We start from the raw sequence: 23302 nt of genomic DNA, 5'->3' as shown, positions 1-23302 counted from the left end.
TGTGGCTACAATCCAACTATTAAATATAATAAAACAGTATGATAATGATAGTCTTGTTATTAATAACTTGAATTTAACTGTTTTTGATAAAGAACTTCTCGTTCTTGTTGGTCCATCCGGATGTGGGAAATCAACTCTATTACGTATTATTGCTGGACTTGAACAAGTTACCTCTGGTGAGCTTTATATTGACAATGAGCTTATTAATAATCTTGAGCCAGCAAATCGTGACATTGCTATGGTTTTTCAAAACTATGCACTTTATCCACATATGACTGTACGTGGAAACTTGGAATATGGTCTCAAAAATCGAAAAACGCCTAAAGAGGAAATGAATAAACGTATCGCCCATGCTGCAAAGCTTTTGGAAATAGAACCATTTCTTGACCGTAAACCACGGCAATTATCAGGAGGACAACGTCAACGTGTTGCAATGGGACGTGTCATTGTTCGCCAACCACGTGTTTTTCTCTTTGATGAACCACTTTCAAATCTTGACGCGAAATTACGCGCCCAAATGTGCATTGAAATTAAAACACTCCAGCGTTCCTTAGGAACAACCAGTCTTTATGTCACACATGATCAATTAGAAGCTATGACATTAGCTGACCGAATAGTTGTCATGAATAAAGGATGTATTGAACAAATTGGAACGCCAATGGAAATCTATGATTACCCAGCCACGACCTTTGTTGCTGGCTTCATTGGTTCTCCACCTATTAATTTTCTTGATCGTCAGATCTTAGAGCAATATTTAGGTTTCTCATTTTCTTTTAACAAAGAAACCGATATTTTAGCATTTAGGCCAGAAGCAACTTTGTTAGGTGAATATCCGGAAAAAGGACCCGTTTTTCATGCGCATATCGAACTCATAAAACCTGTAGGCACAGGATGTCACGTTTTAACACGCTGGAACAATATTATTTTCACTGTTGAAATCAAAGAACGTCTCACAAATGATTATGGACAAAAATTAAGCTTCACTGTTCCTAATCAGAATTTTCACACTTTTAATAAACAAACAGGAAAACGCACACAATCAACCTAGAAAATTTTTCCTTCCAGATTACTTAATCAGTAAAAAAACTCCTTTTTTTTATTTTTGTGAACGTAATCGTAAAGCAAGATCAGGTTGGTCTGTCGTAATATAATTCACCGGCATATCAAACCAATGAGACAAACGGGACACCCCATTAACTGTCCATACACCTACAGTGAAGCCAAAATCAAGAGCAGATTCAATAAAGTCTCGTGATACAATAGAGCTATCCAAACTTAGATCAGAATACCCTAATTTTTTCCATTCAGAAAAACAACAAGACATATTGCCTTTAAAACTATCAATACATGGCCCAGATGGTATTCCTGCCTTAATAAAAGGACGAAGACTCGTAGCATCAAAACTAATTGCTGAAACTCGTTTTTCTAAGTTTCTACTTTTGATTAATTCAAGCGCTCTTTGAGATAAAAGAGTTTCACGCTCAATTTCACCACATGTTTTGATTTCAAGATGAAGTGCTACATTGGTTGGCACCAAAAGATCAAGCAATTCTTCTAATAAAGGAGGCGCTTCAGTACTTCCTTTCACACGGAGTTGCTGACGTGTTTCATTATCAATCTCATGAATATATCCTTTTTTCCCAACCAATTGTTCAAGGGAAAAATCATGAAATATAACAACTTCACCGCTTTTAAGAAGATGAATATCGCATTCAATTTCGTCCACTCCCAATGCAATCGCATGACGAAATGCTGAAAGCGTATTTTCAGAATAAAGACTAGCTCCACCACGATGAGCAATAATTTTTTGTTTCAACATATTTTCAAACTTCTCTTAATTTTAAACGATAGTTCGCTAAAACGGCATTAATGACAATTAAAAATCATTAATACAAAGCTTATAACAATTTTCTTTTTTTACGTTCTAACTTTCTGAAATGTTCAATCCTAAAAAGGCTATATCTTTACTATTCTTGATTTCAATCATTCCCACTCAATAGTACCAGGAGGTTTAGAAGTTATATCATAGACAACACGATTAATACCCTGAACTTCATTAATAATACGTGTTGCTACTTTACTCAAAAATTCCATATCATACGGATAAAAGTCAGCGGTCATACCGTCTACAGATGTTACAGCACGAAGAGCGCAGACAAACTCATAAGTGCGTGCATCACCCATTACACCAACGGTTTGAACAGGAAGAAGAACAGCAAAAGCTTGCCAAATTTTATTATAAAGGCCAGCTTTTCTGATTTCATCAAGATAAATAGCATCTGCCTCACGTAAAATTTCTAATTTTTCGCGTGTAATTGCACCCGGACATCGAATTGCCAAACCAGGTCCCGGAAAAGGATGACGCCCAATAAATTGTTCAGGTAAACCTAATTCTCGCCCTAAAGAACGAACATCATCCTTAAAAAGTTCACGCAATGGTTCTATAAGTTGCATTTTCATCCGTTCTGGTAGCCCGCCTACATTATGATGACTTTTAATCGTTATGGGTTCACCAATTGCTGAAACACTTTCAATGACATCTGGATAAAGTGTTCCTTGTGCTAAGAACTCCGCGCCTTCTATTTTTTTTGTTTCTTCTTCAAAAACTTCAATAAAAAGGCGACCAATTATCTTCCGCTTTTTTTCTGGGTCGGTTTCGCCTTCAAGTGCATTGATAAACATATCAGCAGCATTAACATGAACCAGCTTTATATTATAATACTCTCGAAAAAGTGTAAGAACTTCTTCTGCCTCATTTTTACGCATCAACCCATGATCGACAAAAACACATGTTAGCTGATCACCTATAGCTTCGTGAAGTAATATAGCTACAACAGATGAATCAACACCACCTGAAAGACCACAAATTACATGACTTTTTCCAACCTTTTTGCGTATTGCAGCAACTGCTTGTTCACGATAAGCAGCCATTGACCAATTATTTTTAAGACCAGCAATTTTATAAACAAAGTTTTTTAAGAGTTTTGCTCCATCTGTTGTATGAACGACTTCAGGATGAAATTGTACCGCATAAAAACGACGTTTTTCGTCAGCAATAGCAGCATAAGGAGCTCCTTGTGATGTTCCAATAACATGAAAGCCTTCTGGCAAAGCAACCACACGATCACCATGACTCATCCAAACTTGATGACATGATCCTTTCTCCCAAACACCATCAAAAAGAGCACTTTCTTCTTTTATATCTAACAAAGCGCGTCCAAATTCACGTTCATGTCCTGCTTCAACTTTTCCACCAAGCTGAACACACATAATTTGTTCGCCATAACAAATACCAAGAACCGGAATACCAGCGTTAAAAATCTCCATTGGAACACGTGGTGAACCGTCATCGACAGCCGAATAAGGACTGCCTGATAAAATAACAGCCTGAGGATTGATTCGCTTAAATCCTTCTAAAGCAGACTGGAAAGGAACAATTTCGGAATAAACGCCTACTTCTCGCACTCGTCGTGCGATGAGTTGCGTAACTTGTGAACCAAAATCAATGATAAGGATAGTATCTGAACGCAATGTGCTCATAGAAAACCAATCAATAATTATCTAAAATAAAAAAACGTATTATTCAATCTTTCTCTTTTCACAAGTCTATTGACATAAGAAAAAGGTTATTCCTAATACAAATGCAAAATCAAAATACGCATTAGAATTCCTTTTGTAAAATAGATAAAAAGAAACCATCTGTTTTAGTTGCTGCTGGTGATAAAGTCAGTCCATAATTTGAAAATGCTGGCTGCATAATTAGAGAGCTAAAATGTCGATGCCAAAGTTTCTGCATATTGATTGGAAAAAAATTAGAATGCTTCTCAAGAAACCGAGAAATTTGTTTTTCATTTTCATCATTAAAGAGAGAACAGGTGATATAAACTAAACGCCCTCCTGGCTTTATATAAATTAAGGCTTCATTCAAAATAGCGAACTGTTCTTCTTGACGTTGTTTCACCTTTTGTAAGGTCAAACGCCATTTCGCATCTGGATGACGGCGCCATGTTCCTGTCCCACTACATGGAGTATCCAATAAAACAATATCTATTTGACCTATTAATGATTTTAATTCTTCTTTATTCACTCGTGGTTGTACATTATGAATACCAGCACGTTGCAGTCGATTAAAAATAGGAGCTAAGCGAATCTTGTTTGAATCATAAGCATAAATTTGGCCTCGATTCTCCATACTGGCAGCTAAAGCTAATGTTTTTCCCCCAGCTCCCGCACAATAATCTAATAACTGCATACCTGCTTTTGCTTCTATAAGATAAGAAACAAGTTGAGACCCCAAATCCTGTATCTCAAAATATCCTTTTTGAAAAGCAGGTTCAGCCTGAACATTAGGATGGCGCTCAAATTTTTCAATCGGTTCAATCCTTAACGCTTGTTGAAACCATGAAAAAGACTTAACCTTTGTTTTTTCTAAGGCTTTAAGCACCTTCTTAGGTGTTGCCTTTAAACTGTTCACACGTAAATCTAAAGGAGGACGTGTCGCTAAAGCAGCTGCTTCCTTAATCCAATTATCTGTAAATAAAGGATATAAATAAGCTTGACACCATTGAGGAATATCAGCACGAATATAGTCTGGTGCATTTACTAACTGACGTTGTTGCCATGCTTTCCTCTGTTGAGGTGCCAATAACTGCGGTGCAAATCGATCTCCCTCTAAAACTTTATCAACTTGCTCAATCGTCATCATACCAGAATCGAACAAAGTACCAAAAACTATATCTCGAATATTGTTACTATCCATACGCCATTGCAATGAATAACGCCGCCTTAAAACATCATACACAATTGTTCCAATTGCTGCACGATCACTTACCCCAGCAAAACGGTGAGAAAGCCCCCAATCTTTTAAAGCTTCACTGGCAGGGCGATAACGTGTTTCTATTTCTTGCAGAATATCTATTGCAGCCTGCAACCGCCCACCCAATCGCATTTAATTCTCCTATTCAATCTCTAAAAATCTAAATGATTTAACTGAAAAATAAAAATTATCGTACCTATTTTTTAGCATTAACTTTAAAACAATCAAAAATGGATATTGAAAACCGAATAGTTCTAGTAATATGATCTAGAATATTTTATTCTAAAGCGAAAGAGGGGCAATCATCTTATAATTTATAAACCTTAACGAAGCTAATAAAATATTCTGTAACATGAAAGCATTGAGAAACTAGCAATGACAAAACCAATACTCGCTCTTATTGATTCCTCAATATATGCAAATCCTGTATGTGATTTAGCATTATGGGCTGCTAAATCTATGCAAACAACAATTCGATTGTTGCATGTATTGGATAAATCAGAAGAAGAAATTCATTTACCAAATACACAACAAATGGATATTAACAGTAATATCCTTGATCCATCGCCCCTAGCACAACAAGATCCTACTCTTGCTAAAGCACTTTTTGCTCAAAAAATCGGACAAACCGCTTTAGACGAAGCCAAAAATTACCTCAGCTCTCATAGTGAAATTGAAGTTGAAACACGCTTACGTCATGGAACTCTTCTAGATGCATTAAACACTTATAGCAATAAATCATCAATGATTGTGATGGGAAAACGTGGTGAGCAAACAGCCCTTGATAAAAAGCGATTAGGACTCAACTTTGAAAATGTCGTACGCTCTTCTGAACTTCCAATTCTCGTTGCCTCCCGTAACTTCCAGCCTATTCAACGAATTCTAATAGCCTTTGATGGTGGTCCATTAATTATGAAAGCTATTGATTTTATTTGCACACAAGAATTTTTTAAAAATGTAACCTTTATATTAGGGATGGCAGAGCAACAAATACAAACCATACAAAACAGCTTTGACGAAACCTTAGCACGGTTACAATCTGCAGGATTTAATGCTGAACCACTCAGAACAGAAATTAATTTTGAGCAAATGGTTCTTCATAATATAGAACCACTTAATCTTAATATGCTCCTTATGGGCGCTTTCCATCATTCTAAGGTGCATAATTTTTTATTTGGCTCTAAAAGTCAGGCTATTATCCACAACGCACCTATTCCGGTTATGATTATGAGAAAATTATAAATTATTATCAAATCAGTAAAAGCAAACATTTATTGCCCCAATAAGTCACTATAAATATCCAAAATGATATCCTGCAGAATTTTATTTTCTGTGAAAAATGAAAATACATCTGAAAACACTATATAGATTTATCTTTTCTCCTCAAAAAGTATAAGAGAACTTTTTAGAAAATTATTGGAACTACTCTTTAGCATGACCGTTTGTCTTGTACTGGTATATCATTGGTATATGCCAGATAATTAAAAAGGAGAAAATAATGAAGACTTCTAGTCATGGAAAAACAACTGCATCCAAAAGCAGCCAAAATAAAATGCCCTCAAACAGTGGCAAGAAATCCGTCCAAAGTGGTATGGCTAACAATCGCCAATATGCATCAAAAACAGGACGGAAAAACGTAAAAAATTAATTTTTTATTTATATAACTTCTACATAACTACAACTTCCAGAAAGAATTGGATGTTAATACTCCAATTCTTTCTTTTTATTAAGTCTAAAATAATTAAATAGGAAAACTATTTACGAAGTGACCAATACCTTATGATTTCGCTCTAAAACTTCTTCATACTGATAGTCTTCCCTAGCAAATAGGACCGCGATAATTCGGACTTTCACGCGTAATAGCAACATCATGTGTATGGCTTTCATAAAGACCAGCATTGGTAATACGTACGAAAGTCGCTTTTTCACGAAACTCAGCTAAATTTTTTGCTCCCACATATCCCATAGAAGCACGCAAGCCGCCTGCCAGTTGATGTAAAACTGACGCGATAGGGCCTTTATATGCAACTTGCCCCTCAACACCTTCAGGAACTAATTTGAGTGTATCTCGAACTTCAGCCTGAAAATAACGATCTGCTGATCCCCTCGCCATAGCACCAACTGATCCCATACCCCGATAAGCTTTAAAGGATCGGCCCTGATAGAGATAAACTTCTCCTGGGCTTTCTTCTGTACCAGCAAGAAGAGAACCAATCATAGCAGCACAAGCACCACCTGCTAAAGCTTTAGCAAAATCACCGGAAGCTTTGATACCCCCATCAGCAATAATAGGAATACCTGCTTTATCAGCAATTTCTGCAGCTCCCATAATAGCTGCAAGTTGAGGAACACCAACACCTGCAACAATTCGCGTTGTGCAAATAGAACCAGGCCCAATACCAACTTTTACCGCATCAGCACCACTATCAATCAAAGCTTGTGTTGCTTGAGGAGTCGCTACATTACCAGCAATAACAACCGTAGAAAGCGCCATTTTTTTAATACGTTCAACCATATCCAATACACGTTGAGAATGACCATGAGCCGTGTCAATTACTAATAAATCAACACCCGCATCAATTAATTGTTCAGCACGTTCGATTCCTTCATCCCCTACACTACTCGCAGCAGCAACACGCAAACGACCCTGAGAATCTTTTGCAGCATTCGGGTTTAACCGTGCCTTTTCAATATCTTTAACTGTCACCAAACCAACACAGCGACCTTGTTCATCTACAACAAGTAACTTTTCAATACGATGATGATGTAAAAGATATTTTGCTTCATCTAATTGAACATTTTCACGCACTGTAATTAAATTTTCATGCGTCATTAATTCATAGATTTTTTGTTTTGGATCTGATGCAAAACGCACATCTCTATTAGTCAAAATGCCAACAAGTCGACCAGAAATTCGGCTTTTAGCACCACTCTCAACAACTGGAATACCTGAAATACTATGAAAACGCATCAAATTCTTGGCTTCTTCAAGTGTTGCATCGGGACCAATTGTTACTGGATTAACAACCATACCGGATTCAAATTTCTTCACTTGACGTACTTCTTCAGCTTGCTCCGCAGGAGACATATTCCGATGAATAACACCAAGACCACCAGCTTGAGCCATAGCAATTGCTAAACGAGACTCTGTCACCGTATCCATTGCAGCAGAAAGAAGTGGTAAATTCAACTCAATATCTGCTGCAATACGGGTTTTAAGATCCACTTGGCTAGGCATAACAAGAGAATGGCCTGGCTGCAAAAGCACGTCATCAAAGGTTAGTGCCAATGCACCTGTGCTTGTTTCAATAATTTTTGCCATAGCCAAATTCCTCTAATACTAAAACACTGCGACAGTTATAGGGGCAACTTTAATTTTCTTAAGTCGCGAATTGGCAGTCAATTATGCCATGTGACCAATAAAATGAAAAGAGAAAATAAATATTTTTCTAAAATAGAACTTGTATAATCTATAATTGCGATTCAATGGGCAACCAACTCATTATTTTTGCAAATACACGACGCTTCAAATTACTTTCTGGTTCATAGTCAACACTGTGTTTTTTTTCATTTTCAATAAAATCCCAGTAAATACGATCATTATCACCAAGACGTAAACAATAACTCATTTCACCGGTCGTTTCCTCAGAAAAAAGTAAGTCTAGTCTTGCTGCAATTGGCGCACATTCAAAAAGAATTCCCATTTCTGTATTCAATGAAACCGAACGAGGATCAAAATTTAAAGATCCAATAAAAGCAGTTTTACAATCAATTAAAAAAGCTTTCGTATGCAAACTCGCTTTATTAGATCTAAACAACTGCAATCGGTGAGCTCCTCCATCCGGTTTTAATTCATAGAGTTGAATACCACTTTTTAATAACACTTTACGATAAGGTGCATAACCACCATGTACAATGGCCACATCAGTAGCTGCTAAAGAATTAGTAAGAATTTTGACATTAATACCTTTTGATACCAAATTGCGGAAGCTCTGTGTACCTTCTTTACCCGGTACAAAATAAGGCGATGTAATCTGAACTGTTTTTTTTGCGCTATCAATAACCTGTGAAAGGGCTTCCATCAGCCAATTTGCTGTATGCTTCCGTAATGCCTTTTCTGGAGGATCTGAAAGAACATCGACTTTATCTGCTACAAATAATCGTTTACCTATTTGAATAAAATATTCAAAATTGATATGCTTATTGACATAAGTTAAGTAGACTTTGGCAACTTTTGAGTTACGGAATTTACGTAATTTAGCTTTCCAAATATCGAGGTCTCTCGCTCTGTCAGGAACAACCAAAGTATGAATCGGTAAAACCACAGCACTATTCCAAAAGTTATCAAAGATCGTTTCTATTTTTTTTACCGACGGACCAATTAACATGAGATCTAAATCTCGAAAACTTGACTGTTTACTTACACCCAAATAAGAATCTGCAAGATTTCGTCCTCCTACAAAAGCTACACGCCCATCAACAATAAAGGCTTTATTGTGCATTCTGCGCGTTACCATAATCGCCCGCAATATAATCTCTAAACCACGGCGTAAACCACCTTTACGTATGCGCCCTGGATTAAATACTCTCACCTCAATATGAGGATGTTTATCAAGTGCAACATAAGCCGGATCACGCCCCTGAGCATTAATATCATCCAAAAGAAGACGCACTCGTACACCACGATCAGCTGCCTCAACTACTTCGCTAAGCAACAAACGTCCTGTTAAATCATCATCCCAAATGTAATACATCAGATCAAGACTGCGTCCAGCTTGTGCTGCTCCTATCGCACGAACACAAAATGCATCTAAATTGCTTACAATAAGCGAAAGAGCATCTTTATCAATCCCCACCCCATTTGTTTCTTTTGCTAATCGGCTGACTATACGATCAATTTCAGTCTCACTTTTCTCAACACTTAGTGCGTAAGAACATTCTCCTCTGGCACTTCTAGCGAAGCAACCATAAGTATAAATTGCTAACATAGAAGCAATAATGAAAAGTATAGTGAGGCCAACAATAATGTTTAATAGAGTCAAAGAGATAAACTTTCTTTCTAAAAAATATCATATACTCAATAAATACGTAAAAAAACATTAGAATCAATGGCTCTGTTCATATTCAAAAATTCTGAGCAATCTTACTATTATTGTTTGAATAATATTTTAAATAAGCAAATTATTACAATAAGTAACGTTTCATTTTTATAGCTAAAAGGACTTCTTTTTTTGCTGATAAGACAATCATACCTTTTTGAATTATTCTGATTCGTAAATATAGATGTTTTGTTAAAGATCTTTTACTGCTTTTAATTATTTATTGTATTCAATTCCTCTATTCTACGATAAAGAGTAGAACGCCCAATCTGGAGACGCCGCGCAATTTCACTCATACGTCCTTTATAATGTACAACTGCCTTTTCAATAATATCACGCTCCATCTCAGAAAAAGTGCGTACATGCCCATCAACATTTAAAAATCGTATAAATTTTCTCTCATAGCATTCTTGAATATCATTATCAGTTATCTTTGAAATACTCATGTATGGATTTTTTATCAATTGCGGAAAATCTCGTACAGTTAATAATGGTCCTTCGCTCATCAAAACCGCACGGAATAGCAAATTTTCCAGTTCTCTATAATTGCCAGGCCAATCATACTGCATAAACATAGAAATAACCGTTCCTGCTAAACCATGCACATGCGATTGCCCCGTTTCAGCAATAATATGATCAATTAAACATTGAGAAATTTCTGGAAGTTCACCCCTCAACTCTCGCAAAGCGGGAATATTAATATATAATTGAGAAATTTGTTCAAAAAAACTGTGTGTAAAAAAGCCTACCTGAACTAAATCTGCAAGACGTGATGTTGAAAAAGCAATAATACGAAAAGGTAGATTTTTATCTTTTGTTGTTTCTGCTCTCTCTTGCAGGTAATGCGCAAAACGTTTTTGCTGTATCGGCTCCAATCGATCAATATCACATAAGCAAAGCGTCCCATGTTCAAGAGAAGAAACCAGCGGTAAAAACTCTTTAAACCAAAAACGACTCTCTTCCTCTGAATCAAAAACCGGTAAACATTGGAAGCGCACAAAAGCTCCCTTCGAAAAAAAACTTTCATCGTGGATGATGCGAGCTAATTTCTCATGACCAGTCCCTACTTCACCCTCTATCAAAAGATTCTGAAAAGAAGTCGCTGCACTTTTTGATTGTTCTAAAATAACCTGCATTACACTGCTTTTTTTATAGATATCAGAAAATTGTAAATGATTTTCTTTTTGTCTACGAATATACTGAATTTCATTTTCTAATGCGGAAATGAACGCAAGATTATTCAAAGTAACTCTTAACCGTAGTGGTGTAACTGGATAAATCCAATAATCAATAGCTCCAGCTTTTAAAGCCTTTTGAATCAATTCTTGATTATCTTGTTTTGCTATAATAATGACGCGAATAGAGATTCGGGCTGTTCTAATCATTTTAATGAGATCACTTACGCTTAAATCACTCATAGCAACATCAAGCAACACAAGCGTGATATTTTTACGCCTATATAAAAGATCAATTGTACGTAAACTATTTTCTGCTTCAATAACATGATAACCAAATCCTCGAAGCATAATAGAAAGCTCTGCACGCTTTCCGTGATCTTCGCCCGCAACAAGAATAGGACCAGCCATAACTTTAATAATCTCCTTTGAGACTACTAAATATATTTATAATAAGATTCATTATAAACCACAAAATACATTTTACCTTTTATAACCGGCATGCTAATTTTATCAAATTATTCATTAAGCACAATGTTTAAAAGTCTTTTCAATTTTTTTCTTTTACTTTAAACTTGTCGTAAAAAGTAATAAAGAAAACATATAGAGTAAAAAACATGAAACACATTTGCTGTATTTTATACCTAACAATAACTGCTTTGATATTAGTTGCTTGTAATCATTCGCACAATCACAAGAATTTCTTATTTATCAACAATATGCCAACCGGAATCGATGGAGAATGGATCGACACAAACGGTATTATTTCTTCTTTTCATAATGGTATTTTTGAAACACGAGCAGCAGATACAAGAGAAAAACTTTCAGAAGGTACCTACCATTATATCAATACTCACCACGTAGAAATTGAAATATATTCTCTTCTTCGTGGAACTGTTTCTAGAGCAAGTTGCACAATATCTAATGATACAATGCAACTCCTCTGTACATCAAATACTGGTTCACAATTCTTCCTCAAACGCAAAACCTAAATAAAATTTAAAACTTTTTATAAGAATATAAAAAACACTCTCACAGGAAAAAAATTCTTTCTTCCTGTGAGTAAATTATTAGATAAAACATATTACGATATCTCTAAATCTCTAAGCTTATATTATGTCATAAACTTTAAAAATAACCACTCACAAATAGATACCTCAAGTCTTCTTCCTCTTAAAGATATTACTGCTATTGTTTCATCATTTTTTACTGATAAATAATATTGGATTCTCAGTATTAATTAACTCATGCCACACCAATACGCAAAAGATCATGAAAATGAACGATTCCAATAGGCTTTTTATTTTCAATCACGAAAAATGCTCCAATATGATGATCATTAATAAACGCTGTCGCTGCACCAACGAGTGTGTCTGGACCAACAGTCTTTGGATTTTTAGTCATTACCTCATCAACATTAAACTGTGATAAATCATTGTGAATATTTCGTGCAAGATCACCATCTGTTATAATCCCAATTAATTCGCCTCTTGAATTTACAACACCAACGCAACCAAAATGTTTTTTAACCAAAATCTCCATAGCTGCTGTCATGGAGACTCCCTGCATAACTAAAGGAACACGATCACCTTGATGCATAATATCACGCACGTATTTAAGGTTTGCACCAAGAGAACCTCCAGGATGATAAATTTTGAAATCAGTTGCAGTAAAACCTCGCATTTCCAAAAGAGCAATAGCTAATGCGTCCCCTATCACTAATTGCATAGTTGTTGAAGCTGTCGGAGCAAGCCCGTGAGGACAAGCCTCCTCTACTTTTGGCAATAATAATACAATATCAGCTTGCCGCCCTAATATAGAGTGCTCACCAGATGTGATTGCAATTAGTGGTATATGGAAACGTGCAGTATGACTTATAATACCACTTAACTCTGTAGTTTCCCCAGACCATGATAAAGCAAGAACAACATCATCAGAACCAATCATACCAAGATCACCATGATTAGCTTCCGCAGCATGAATAAAAAAAGCAGGTGTTCCAGTTGAAGCTAAAGTCGCAGCAATTTTCGTTCCTATATGACCGCTCTTGCCAAGACCAGTAATTACCACGTGACCATTCGCATTACTAATGGCTTGGACAGCTGCTTTAAAAGAATCCGCAAGCTTCTCATGAAAGGCCTTTTCAAGAGCTTCAAGCCCTCGTTTTTCAATAGAAATAGTCTTAAGCGCTAAGATAACCGCATTTTGTAAATTTAACGTATGAAGAGACTCTATCGTCATAATTAAATTCGATAAATGAAATCACACTCAAAGTCTATATCATTTTGCAACGTTAATTTTTGCAAGTAAGTTTTTCAATGATGTAAAAAGTTGCTGATGCATATCAGTACGTGAGAGAGCAAATGCGACATTAGCTTCAATAAAGCCAATTTTAGACCCACAATCAAAAGTGCATCCATCTAATTGAAAACCAAAAAAAGCCTGTTCATTTGAAAGTTGCACCATAGCATCTGTTAATTGAATCTCATTTCCTGTCCCTTGTTTTTGATCAGCTAAAATATCAAAAATCTCTGGCTGCAAAATATAACGTCCATTAATATACAGATTAGATGGAGCTTTTTCTATGGCTGGTTTCTCTACCATTTGTGTAATTTCAAAACCATTTGCAACCTGCTTTCCTTTTCCTACGATACCATATTTATATACTTCTTCATGATTACACTCTTGAACAGCAATAATATTACCTCCTCCTGTTTTTTCATAAAGACGCATCATCTCAGAAAGACAACCTTCTTTAGTTTGCATGAGCATATCCGGCAATAATAAAGCAAAAGGCTCTTTTCCAACGAGCTCACGCGCACACCAAACAGCATGTCCTAATCCTAAAGGTTGCTGTTGCCGAGTGAAAGAAGTCATTCCTGGCTGTAATTGCAAATTTTTTAAATGCTCTAGCTCCTCTGTTCTTTCACATGCAGCAAGAGTCGTATATAATTCAACCTGAGCATCAAAATAATCTTCAATAACTGCCTTATTACGCCCAGTAACAAAAATGAAATGCTCAATACCTGCTTCACGTGCCTCATCTACCACGTATTGAATAACAGGCTTATCAACAATAGTTAGCATTTCTTTAGGAACTACTTTTGTTGCTGGAAGAAAACGAGTACCAAGACCTGCTACAGGAAATACTGCCTTACGGATTTTATGCACACTCATCTTCCTATTTAATTTACTGTATAACTCTATTTACTGTATAATTTTCTGACATAATATATTTTAACTACAAATAAATAAAGATGTTCTATTCTCTAGCTTTTCATATAATAAACATAGAAAGGACGCAATAATTAATAAATTACTTTATTAAAACAATTAATTTGAATAATTTGCTTAATCTGATATATAATTCACTAAATACAAAAAATAAAATGATTGCATGCTCAAATACTTCATAAAAAGATAAAAATTAGAAAATGAAAATAACAAAATTTAGTACATTATTTTCTTCAGAAAAAAACATAAATCGAATACTCCTTCTCATTGGTTTAATTTCTATCTTTACTATTCTTCCAATAGCTTTTTCCTCGCTCACATATGCTGATAGTCGTTTTCAACACTGGATTAATGAATTTAAAAAAACGGCTTTAGCCAACAATATTTCGCCCTCCACATTTGATATAGCTTTTAAAACAATTCATACAATTGACCAAGAAGTCTTAAAAAAAGCAGCATATCAACCAGAATTTGTTGATATGCCATGGGAATATTTTGACAATCGCATTCATGATAATGCAATTATCGAAGGAAGACAGCAAGCTAAAAAATGGCAACAGTGGTTACAAAAAATTGAAAACCGTTTTGGTGTTAACCGTAATCTCCTCCTCGCTATTTGGTCTATGGAAAGCAACTATGGAAAAATTTTAACAAATAAAGGCATAATGCGTGATACTATCCGTTCACTTGCTACTTTAGCTTATGCTGACCAAAAACGTCAAAAATATGCGCGCACGCAACTTATTGCAGCAATGAAAATTCTACAAAGTGGTGAAATTCACCGCTCTCAACTCGTGGGATCTTGGGCGGGAGCATTAGGACATACGCAATTTATTCCGAGCAGTTATCTCATCTATGCTATTGATATGGATGGAAGTGGGCGCTCTGATATTTGGAATTCGATTCCCGATTCACTTGCTACTGCTGCTAACCTTCTCCATAGGAATGGTTGGCAATCTAATCTCACCTGGGGAATTGAAGTTAAATTACCAAATAACAAAAAATTACCTGAAAATTGGTTATCCTTTAAACAATGGAAAGAATTAGGTGTTCAACATGCACATCAAAAGCCTTTTCCTTCTTTATCTGAACAAGCAATATTAAAATTTCCTGATGGTCCAAAAGGGCCGGCGTTTCTGGTAACAAAAAATTTCTTTGTGATTAAACGTTATAATAATGCAGATCGTTATGCTTTCGCTGTTGGCCTTCTTGCTGACCGTATCGCTGGACACCCTAAATTATCCCAAGATTGGAATCGACCATTTAAACCTATTACTTTCAAAGAGCGTATAGAACTGCAATCTCGCCTAGAAAAACTTGGAGACTATCAAGGAGAAATTGATGGTAAAATTGGTACAGCCTCCAAGAAAGCTATTAAAGCTTTTCAGCTACGTCATGGTTTAGAAGCCAATGGATATCCAAGCTACGAAACTCTTTCTCATATCAGAAAACAATAACCTTAAAGTACAACACTCATCTCATATTCATTTGATTTATTGAATTTTTTATTTCTTATTGATTATATGATATCTTAAAATTGGACAAAATTCTTAATTTCAAGATGATTTTCTTGTTTATAAAAAATCCCTAAAATAAATTGAAATAAAATTTTCACTCTATGAAATGCATCATGCAATTAGAAAAAAGTGCTATAATTGCTAACTCTGCGTTTTAAAAATAAGGATCTCGTTACATTATTTAAATATAACTATATCTCAAAAAAAATTTTAGTAAAATTATTCAAGACCATAGAATTATTATTTAGTGATGTCATAAGAAATACAAGCTTTGGTTGAAGCTAAAGCTAAAATAGGTAACGTACAAAATTTTAGTTCTAGCTTTCAAAAATCATAGTATTTTTATCGGTGCCTTAATTTATCTTCAGCCAAAATCAGTATATCCACACCCTATTCTTTATCTTTACAGTCCACGTTTCTTTATCATTGATTCTGGTGAAGGTAATCGCCCTCGAAAAGATTCATAGAGTTTCTCGGGATCATAACTCCCTCCAGCAGAATAGATAAAACGCTTTAATCGACTAGCAAGCTCTGGATTAAAAACATCACCTGTTTCTTCAAAAGCTTGAAAAGCATCAGCATCCAGTACTTCTGACCACATATAAGAATAATAGCTAGCCGCATAACCATCACCTGAAAATATGTGTGCAAAATGCGGAGGACGATGACGCATAATAATTGCGTCAGGCATTCCTAGCTTTTCTAGTTCCTTACGTTCAAAAAGTGTTGGATCCACCACTTTTACTTCTTGATGAAAAGCCATATCTACTAAAGCAGATGAAAGAAACTCAACAGCATTAAAACCAGAATTAAATGTATGTGCTGACAAAATTTTATCTAACAAAGTTTGCGGCAAAGGAGTACCTGTTTCTATATGCGTAGCATACGATTGTAAGACTTCTGGTACAATTAGCCAATGCTCATAAAGTTGAGAGGGAAGCTCAACAAAATCACGCACAACTGATGTTCCTGCAACAGATGGCCATGTGACATCAGAAAGCAAACCATGCAACGCATGCCCAAATTCATGGAAAAGTGTGCGTGCATCATCAAGCGACAAAAGAGAAAGCTTCCCTTTAGAAGACTTAGCAAAATTGCATACATTATAAACGATAGGCTTTTGTCCTCCATTCAATTTATGCTGTGATTGTAATCTGCTCATCCATGCTCCAGATCGTTTTGAAGAACGTGCAAAATAATCACCAATGAAATGGCCAAGTAAACTTCCATCAGATTTTTTGACCTCCCATAAGCGTGCATCAGGATGCCAAAGCGCAACAGTAGTTTTTTCTTCAAATGAAATTCCAAAAAGTTTTTTTGCAACAAAAAAAGCTGCTTCAATCATGCGATCAAGCTGCAAATAATATTTTACTTCTGTTTCATCAAACAAAAATTTCTCATTACGCAATTTTTCAGCATAATAGCGCCAGTCCCAAGCTTTTAAGGGCTCATTATTTCCTTGATTTTTTGCAAAATTTTGTAATTCAGCTTGTTCAGCAGCAGCTTTAACCTTTGCACGCTCCCATACAGGGATAAGCAAACTCATAACTGCATCAACATTTTTAGCCATAGTATTGTCAAGCTTTAAATCCGCAAAAGATTTATACCCCAACAATTTCGCTTTTTCATCCCGAAGTGCAATCATCTCAACAATAATTGCTTTATTATCATGAGTATTTTCACCCCGTTGGGACCAAGCTTGAAAAGCTGTTTTGCGCAAATCACGACGATGAGAGAATTTTAAAAAAGGTTCAATAATCGAGCGCATTAAAATTAATGCATATAGTCCATTACGACCTCTTTCACAAGAAATTGCCTCCATAGAAGCAATAAGATCATCTGGCAAACCAGATAAATCTGTTTTTTCTAAAAACAAAATCCACTCAGCCTCATCTTTTAAGATATGCTGACCAAAAGTAGCACCTAAAAAGGCAAGTCTTTCATCAATTTCAACAAGACGTTTTTTACCTTTTTCATCAAGTTTTGCACCATTATTAACAAATTTCTTCCACCATAATTCAATCACACGTTTAGTTTCGTGATCATATAAACCTTGCTGTGATTGTTTGTAGAGCATATCCATTTTCGCAAATATTCGTGTATCCATCATAATTCTTGCAGAATAACGCGAAAGCTTGACAACAAATTCTTGTTCTAATTTTTGAATCAATTCATTACTGTGTGCACTCGCACGCAAAAAAAATATTGAGCATACACGATCAAGATTCTTGCCAACAAGCTCAAAAGGCTGCAAAAAATTCTCAAGTGTTGGTAGCTCTTCCAAAGCAGCAATAACTTCTATTTCCTCTTCAGCTTCTTTCAGTACATGTTCAAAAGCAGGTTTAAAATCATCATCATTTATTGAAGCAAAATCAGGAAGCCCTGAAAATCCCATCCAGTCGAATATTGCTGCTTGTGTCATAATATTATATTGCCTCTATTAGTATTAATAAGTTTAAAACAAAATAATCACTTACATAATATAATCCATTAATAACAACTTTATATTTCAAAATAGCCTCTTAAATTGAACTTTTTACAGAAAAATAAAATATTATTTTGTCATTACGGAATACACAAAAAGACCTCTTTTGCTGGTCATATGACATTGTTTACAGTTTTTACGATTGCAATCTATCCTTGACTTTGCTTTGAATATTAACAATTGAAAAACTTGTATTCTAAGTTGTCTATAATTTTGATTCATTATATCTATAAACCTCTAATCTTTTAGAAGGCACTTCACATGACTGAGACTGAAATTAAAACAACTACCAGGTACCTCAAAGATTTACCTTCTGAAACTCTTGCTGAAGAATTAAAAAATCTTCATTTTGCTGACTCGATTGATATCATTAATGACCTTGATATTATGGAGCGGGTAACTATCCTCAGTCTTTTACCTCTTGATTATGCCATTGAACTTTTCGATAAACCAGAACTTGAAAAACCAGCAGCTATTCTTGAACTTTTACCCGTGAATCTTGCTGTTGAAATTCTTGACGGTATGTCTGCAGATGCCGCTGCAGATGTCTTCCAAGAAATGAATAAAGAGACGCGTACACGGCTTTATGCCTTACTAAAACCTTTAACCCGAACTGAACTCAAAAAACTTACCAGTTATCCAGATCATACAGCTGGTGCATTAATGACAACAGAGTTTATAGCAGTACCAGCAAATTGGACTGTAAAAAAAACTTTAGATCATATTCGTGATGTTGAAAGAACACGTGAGACCGTATACACAAGTTATGTCATTGATCCCAAAACAAGCACGCTTCTCAAAGCTGTTTCTCTCCGTAACCTTATTCTTGCCTCACCTGATGATAAAATTTTAAACGTCTCCACACACGATACACCTATCACAATATCGCCCTTTACGCATCACGAAGATATTGCTCGCCTTTTCCAACGTCATGATCTTCTTTCTGTACCAGTTATTGATGGCAGCAATCATGTTATTGGTATTGTAACAGTTGATGATGTACTTGACTCTATGGTCGATGAAATGAATGAGGATGCCTATAAATTTGGGGGACTAGAAGCTCTAGATAAACCATACATGCAAATAAATTTTTTTGGGATGATGAAAAAACGCGGTGGCTGGCTGGCTTTACTCTTTATGGGTGAAATGTTGACAGCAAGCGCCATGCAATATTTCGAAACAGAACTTGAAAAAGTAATTGCCCTTACATTATTCATCCCTCTTATTATGAGTTCAGGAGGAAACTCTGGTTCACAAGCAACATCTCTTATTATTCGCGCATTAGCCTTAAGGGAACTCACACTTAAAGACTGGTGGAAGGTCATCATTCGTGAAATCCCAACAGGCATATCCCTTGGTATTTTACTCGGAATCATCGGTATTACGCGGATTACTGTCTGGCAACAACTCGGAATTTATAATTATGGTGAATATTGGTTTTTTATTGCTATAACTGTAGGAGCAGCCTTAGTTGGAATTGTTACATTTGGTTCTTTAGCTGGATCTATGTTGCCCTTTATTCTTAAACGTTTAAAATTTGACCCGGCAAGTGCTTCAGCTCCCTTTGTTGCAACCTTAGTAGATGTCACGGGTATTATAATTTACTTTTCTGTTGCTTCCTTTATTCTATCTGGAATCTTACTTTAATATGGTATGTACTAAAATCTTTTCTGTCATTTTTTTATAAAAAATGTTCTTCCTCTTCCCAAAGTCTAAAAAAAGCTGTAAAGAAAGATGCTTTACCTCAAAGAAAATTTCATTAAACGAAAAGAAGAAAATTTATGCAATTGCGTAATATTGCTATCATCGCCCACGTTGACCACGGTAAAACAACACTTGTAGACGAACTCCTCAAACAATCAGGAAATTTTCGTGATAACCAGCGCACAAGCGAGCGCATGATGGATTCAAATGATATCGAAAAAGAACGCGGTATTACAATTCTAGCAAAAGTGACATCTGTTGTTTGGAAAAATACCCGAATTAATATTGTTGACACCCCTGGTCACGCCGATTTTGGTGGTGAAGTAGAACGTATCCTCAATATGGTAGACGGAGCTATTGTTCTTGTTGATGCCGCTGAAGGCCCCATGCCACAAACCAAATTTGTTGTTGGAAAAGCATTAAAAGTAGGATTACGTCCTATTGTTGCAATCAATAAAATTGATCGACCTGACGCTCGTGCTGATGAAGTTGTCAATGAAGTTTTTGACCTTTTCGCAGCTCTTGATGCAACCGATGAACAACTAGATTTCCCTATTCTTTATGGCTCAGGTCGTGATGGATGGATGGCTGAATCTCCTAAAGGCCCCAAAGATCAAGGACTAAATGCCTTGTTTGATCTTGTAACCCGTCATGTACCTACACCAACCATTGCTGAAGGACCATTCCGTATGATCGGTACTATCCTTGAAGCTGATCCTTTTTTAGGACGAATCATTACAGGGCGCATTCATTCAGGCTCAATTAAATCCAATCAAAATATTAAGGTTCTGGGACAAGATGGAAAACTTTTAGAAACTGGGCGTATTTCAAAAATTTTAGCATTCCGTGGATTAGAACGGCAGCCTATTGAAGAAAGTGCCGCTGGGGATATTATAGCAATTGCAGGACTCCAAAAAGGAACTGTTGCTGATACCTTCTGTGATCTTTCCGTTAATGAAGCTCTTATTGCTCAACCAATTGATCCCCCCACTGTTACCATGAGCTTTCTTGTAAATGATAGTCCTCTTGCTGGTACAGAAGGAGATAAGGTAACAAGTCGCGTGATCCGTGATCGTTTGTTAAAAGAGGCAGAAGGAAATGTAGCTCTTAAAATTGAGGAATCAGCTGATAAAGACTCCTTTTATGTTTCAGGACGAGGAGAATTACAGCTTGCAGTTCTTATTGAAAATATGCGTCGTGAAGGATTTGAACTAAGTGTTTCACGACCACGTGTAGTCATGCAAAAAGATGAAAATGGAATAACTTTAGAACCAATTGAAGAAGTTGTGATCGATGTTGATGAAGAATATTCCGGAACTATTGTTCAAAAAATGTCAGAACGCAAAGGAGAAATGGTTGAATTACGTCCATCAGGTGGAAATCGTGTACGTCTTGTGTTTTACGCACCAACTCGCGGACTTATTGGCTATCAATCTGAACTTTTAACAGATACACGTGGTACAGCAATTATGAATCGTCTTTTCCATGCCTATGAGCCTTATAAGGGAGAAATTAGTGGCCGTACCAATGGTGTAATGATTTCAAATGATAATGGTGAAGCCGTTGCTTATGCACTTTTCAATCTTGAAGATCGTGGCCCTATGATGATCAATGCTGGCGTTAAAGTTTATCAAGGTATGATTATTGGCATACACTCACGCGATAATGACTTAGAAGTAAATGTTTTAAAAGGAAAGAAGCTAACCAACATGCGTGCTTCTGGTAAAGATGAAGCCGTAAAATTAAGCCCTCCAATCAAAATGACCTTAGAACGCGCACTATCATGGATACAAGATGATGAGCTGGTAGAAGTGACACCTAAAAATATTCGTCTACGTAAACTCTATCTAGATCCAAATGAACGTAAACGTTTCGAAAAAACGCGCTCGTCACTTGCCTGATAGATGATCTCTTCACATCAATGTACTATTCTATTTGATTTTACTTAATCCTAGAAAGGGTAATTACATGAATATTAATGAAATACCTATTGGCAAAAATCCGCCAGAAGATATTAATGTTATCATTGAAGTTGCTGTTGATAGTCAACCAATAAAATATGAAATGGATAAAAAATCTGGATTATTATTTGTTGACCGTTTCCTCCATACACCAATGGCTTACCCTGGAAATTACGGCTTCATCCCGCACACACTTTCAGAAGATGGTGATCCTATTGATGTTCTCATTAGTAACACCCGTCCTCTTATCCCAGGCTGTGTCATTAATGTATACCCAATCGGTGTTCTTATGATGGAAGATGACGGTGGTAAAGACGAAAAAATTGTTGCTATTCCTTCTGCAAAATTAACAAAACGTTACATTAATGTTCATAATTATACAGATCTTCCCGAAATCAGATTAAAACAAATTGAGCATTTTTTTAAACATTACAAAGATCTTGAACCTGGAAAATGGGTTAAAATTGAAGGTTGGCGTGATAAAGATTGTGCACATGAGTTGATTAAAAAAGCGATTGAGCGCAATAAACAGTCTAATTGTTCGCTCTAAATAAAAATATAGCCTGCATCTTAAACAGGCTATTATCTTCCTCATTTTTTTATAGGATTACAATCTCTAAACAATTCTAATATTTGCTCTATCTCTTTTAGATATTTTGAAAAATAAAGTTGTTTATAGTGTGATGTTGCACCACTTCCAAGAGAAATGCAAGATGATGGAATCTTCCACTGTTTTGCCAAAAATTTAATTAATGCCTTATTTGCCTTTCCATTTTCAGGAATAGCACGCAAACGTATAATCAAATGCTGTTTTCCATCATCTCTATTTTCAACCTTTATTATACTATCAACTGAGGCTTTTGGAATCAAACGGACAAATAAAATCAAACGTTGAGGTTCAACTCGATAAAACATCTTTATTCGCCTAAGGAAGTATCTTCACTTTTATAAAAACATCCCTGCATAAGCACGCCACATAAAGATACGAATAAAATAAATAATCATAAAAACCACAATAGGTGAAATATCGATTGTCCCAAGATTGGGTAAAAAGCGTCGAATATAGTACAAAATTGGTTCTGTTGTACGATATAGAAAGTCCCCTATCATAGCGACAAAAGCATTTCGGGTATTGATAATATTAAATGTATAAAGCCAAGAAAAAATAGCGTGAGCTATTAAAATAGCAATGTAAATACTAAATGTCAGATCCAGTACACTAAGAAAAGCATAGATCATTCCTATTTCCTTTACCAATCAATAGAATGGAAGCTCACGTAGAAAACTTTAATGAAAATAAATTCTTTTTTA

At 35.8% G+C, this 23302-nt stretch carries 19 protein-coding genes; 8 read left to right on the top strand and 11 right to left on the bottom strand.

Annotated features, from left to right (window positions below):
* The first annotated feature begins 1 nt into the window (after position 1).
* A complete protein-coding gene (locus ACJTDF_RS00785; protein ID WP_407965720.1) occupies positions 2–1048 on the top strand; it encodes a sn-glycerol-3-phosphate import ATP-binding protein UgpC in 1047 nt (348 codons plus the stop codon).
* Positions 1049–1096: 48 nt separating this feature from the next.
* Here the strand turns inward: ACJTDF_RS00785 and ACJTDF_RS00780 are convergent, their stop codons facing one another.
* The 3 genes from ACJTDF_RS00780 to ACJTDF_RS00770 all read right to left on the bottom strand — a co-directional run bounded on the left by ACJTDF_RS00780 (position 1097) and on the right by ACJTDF_RS00770 (position 4948).
* The gene (locus ACJTDF_RS00780) at positions 1097–1819 is read right to left on the bottom strand and encodes a glycerophosphodiester phosphodiesterase (protein ID WP_407965719.1); all 723 of its coding nucleotides are present in this window, start codon (positions 1817–1819) and stop codon (positions 1097–1099) included.
* A gap of 164 nt (positions 1820–1983) precedes the next feature.
* Positions 1984–3540 (bottom strand): glutamine-hydrolyzing GMP synthase, encoded by a 1557-nt coding sequence (gene guaA / locus ACJTDF_RS00775; RefSeq protein WP_407965718.1) that lies wholly within the window; start codon positions 3538–3540, stop codon positions 1984–1986.
* A 121-nt stretch (positions 3541–3661) separates the two neighbouring features.
* Positions 3662–4948: an RsmB/NOP family class I SAM-dependent RNA methyltransferase gene (locus ACJTDF_RS00770; RefSeq protein ID WP_407965717.1), complete on the bottom strand. Its 1287-nt coding sequence runs from the start codon at positions 4946–4948 to the stop codon at positions 3662–3664.
* Positions 4949–5191: 243 nt separating this feature from the next.
* Between ACJTDF_RS00770 and ACJTDF_RS00765 the strand changes: the two genes are divergently transcribed.
* The gene (locus ACJTDF_RS00765; RefSeq protein WP_407965716.1) at positions 5192–6058 is read left to right on the top strand and encodes a universal stress protein; all 867 of its coding nucleotides are present in this window, start codon (positions 5192–5194) and stop codon (positions 6056–6058) included.
* A gap of 256 nt (positions 6059–6314) precedes the next feature.
* Entirely contained in the window at positions 6315–6464 is a 150-nt protein-coding gene (locus tag ACJTDF_RS00760) for a hypothetical protein (protein ID WP_407965715.1), read from the top strand.
* A gap of 171 nt (positions 6465–6635) precedes the next feature.
* Here the strand turns inward: ACJTDF_RS00760 and guaB are convergent, their stop codons facing one another.
* The 3 genes from guaB to ACJTDF_RS00745 all read right to left on the bottom strand — a co-directional run bounded on the left by guaB (position 6636) and on the right by ACJTDF_RS00745 (position 11501).
* Entirely contained in the window at positions 6636–8138 is a 1503-nt protein-coding gene (guaB, locus tag ACJTDF_RS00755) for an IMP dehydrogenase (RefSeq protein WP_407965714.1), read from the bottom strand.
* A gap of 148 nt (positions 8139–8286) precedes the next feature.
* On the bottom strand, positions 8287–9858 hold the full coding sequence (locus ACJTDF_RS00750) for a phospholipase D family protein (protein ID WP_407965713.1): 1572 nt from the start codon (positions 9856–9858) through the stop codon (positions 8287–8289).
* A 269-nt stretch (positions 9859–10127) separates the two neighbouring features.
* On the bottom strand, positions 10128–11501 hold the full coding sequence (locus ACJTDF_RS00745) for a sigma-54-dependent transcriptional regulator (RefSeq protein WP_407965712.1): 1374 nt from the start codon (positions 11499–11501) through the stop codon (positions 10128–10130).
* Positions 11502–11707: 206 nt separating this feature from the next.
* Here ACJTDF_RS00745 and ACJTDF_RS00740 point away from each other — a divergent pair, with 206 nt between their 5' ends.
* Positions 11708–12082: a hypothetical protein gene (locus ACJTDF_RS00740; protein ID WP_407965711.1), complete on the top strand. Its 375-nt coding sequence runs from the start codon at positions 11708–11710 to the stop codon at positions 12080–12082.
* Between the two features lie 253 nt (positions 12083–12335).
* Here ACJTDF_RS00740 and ACJTDF_RS00735 read toward each other — a convergent pair whose 3' ends face one another.
* Positions 12336–13331, bottom strand: a complete 996-nt coding sequence (locus ACJTDF_RS00735) for an SIS domain-containing protein (RefSeq protein WP_407965710.1) — start codon at positions 13329–13331, stop codon at positions 12336–12338.
* A gap of 39 nt (positions 13332–13370) precedes the next feature.
* Positions 13371–14261, bottom strand: coding sequence for a UTP--glucose-1-phosphate uridylyltransferase GalU (gene galU / locus ACJTDF_RS00730; protein ID WP_407965709.1), 891 nt, complete (start codon positions 14259–14261; stop codon positions 13371–13373).
* A 263-nt stretch (positions 14262–14524) separates the two neighbouring features.
* Between galU and ACJTDF_RS00725 the strand changes: the two genes are divergently transcribed.
* Positions 14525–15781: a lytic murein transglycosylase gene (locus ACJTDF_RS00725; protein WP_407965708.1), complete on the top strand. Its 1257-nt coding sequence runs from the start codon at positions 14525–14527 to the stop codon at positions 15779–15781.
* A 463-nt stretch (positions 15782–16244) separates the two neighbouring features.
* Here ACJTDF_RS00725 and ACJTDF_RS00720 read toward each other — a convergent pair whose 3' ends face one another.
* Positions 16245–18263 carry a M3 family metallopeptidase gene (locus ACJTDF_RS00720; RefSeq protein ID WP_407965707.1) on the bottom strand — a complete coding sequence of 673 codons (2019 nt, stop codon included), beginning with the start codon at positions 18261–18263 and terminating at the stop codon, positions 16245–16247.
* Positions 18264–18587: 324 nt separating this feature from the next.
* Between ACJTDF_RS00720 and mgtE the strand changes: the two genes are divergently transcribed.
* The 3 genes from mgtE (at position 18588) to ppa (ending at position 22541) form a co-directional block, all read left to right on the top strand.
* Complete coding sequence (gene mgtE, locus ACJTDF_RS00715) at positions 18588–19973, top strand: magnesium transporter (protein WP_407965706.1); 1386 nt, start codon at positions 18588–18590, stop codon at positions 19971–19973.
* A gap of 134 nt (positions 19974–20107) precedes the next feature.
* Positions 20108–21931, top strand: coding sequence for a translational GTPase TypA (gene typA, locus ACJTDF_RS00710; RefSeq protein ID WP_407965705.1), 1824 nt, complete (start codon positions 20108–20110; stop codon positions 21929–21931).
* Positions 21932–21998: 67 nt separating this feature from the next.
* A complete protein-coding gene (gene ppa / locus ACJTDF_RS00705) occupies positions 21999–22541 on the top strand; it encodes an inorganic diphosphatase (RefSeq protein ID WP_407965704.1) in 543 nt (180 codons plus the stop codon).
* 41 nt (positions 22542–22582) lie between these two features.
* Here the strand turns inward: ppa and ACJTDF_RS00700 are convergent, their stop codons facing one another.
* The gene (locus ACJTDF_RS00700) at positions 22583–22906 is read right to left on the bottom strand and encodes a DUF167 domain-containing protein (RefSeq protein ID WP_407965703.1); all 324 of its coding nucleotides are present in this window, start codon (positions 22904–22906) and stop codon (positions 22583–22585) included.
* A gap of 30 nt (positions 22907–22936) precedes the next feature.
* Positions 22937–23230: a YggT family protein gene (locus ACJTDF_RS00695; RefSeq protein WP_407965702.1), complete on the bottom strand. Its 294-nt coding sequence runs from the start codon at positions 23228–23230 to the stop codon at positions 22937–22939.
* Between the last annotated feature and the right edge of the window lie 72 nt (positions 23231–23302).

Origin of the sequence: Bartonella bennetti, assembly GCF_045945445.1 — a bacterium.
Lineage (GTDB): Bacteria > Pseudomonadota > Alphaproteobacteria > Rhizobiales > Rhizobiaceae > Bartonella.
This window is presented reverse-complemented; position numbering and strand designations above follow the sequence as displayed.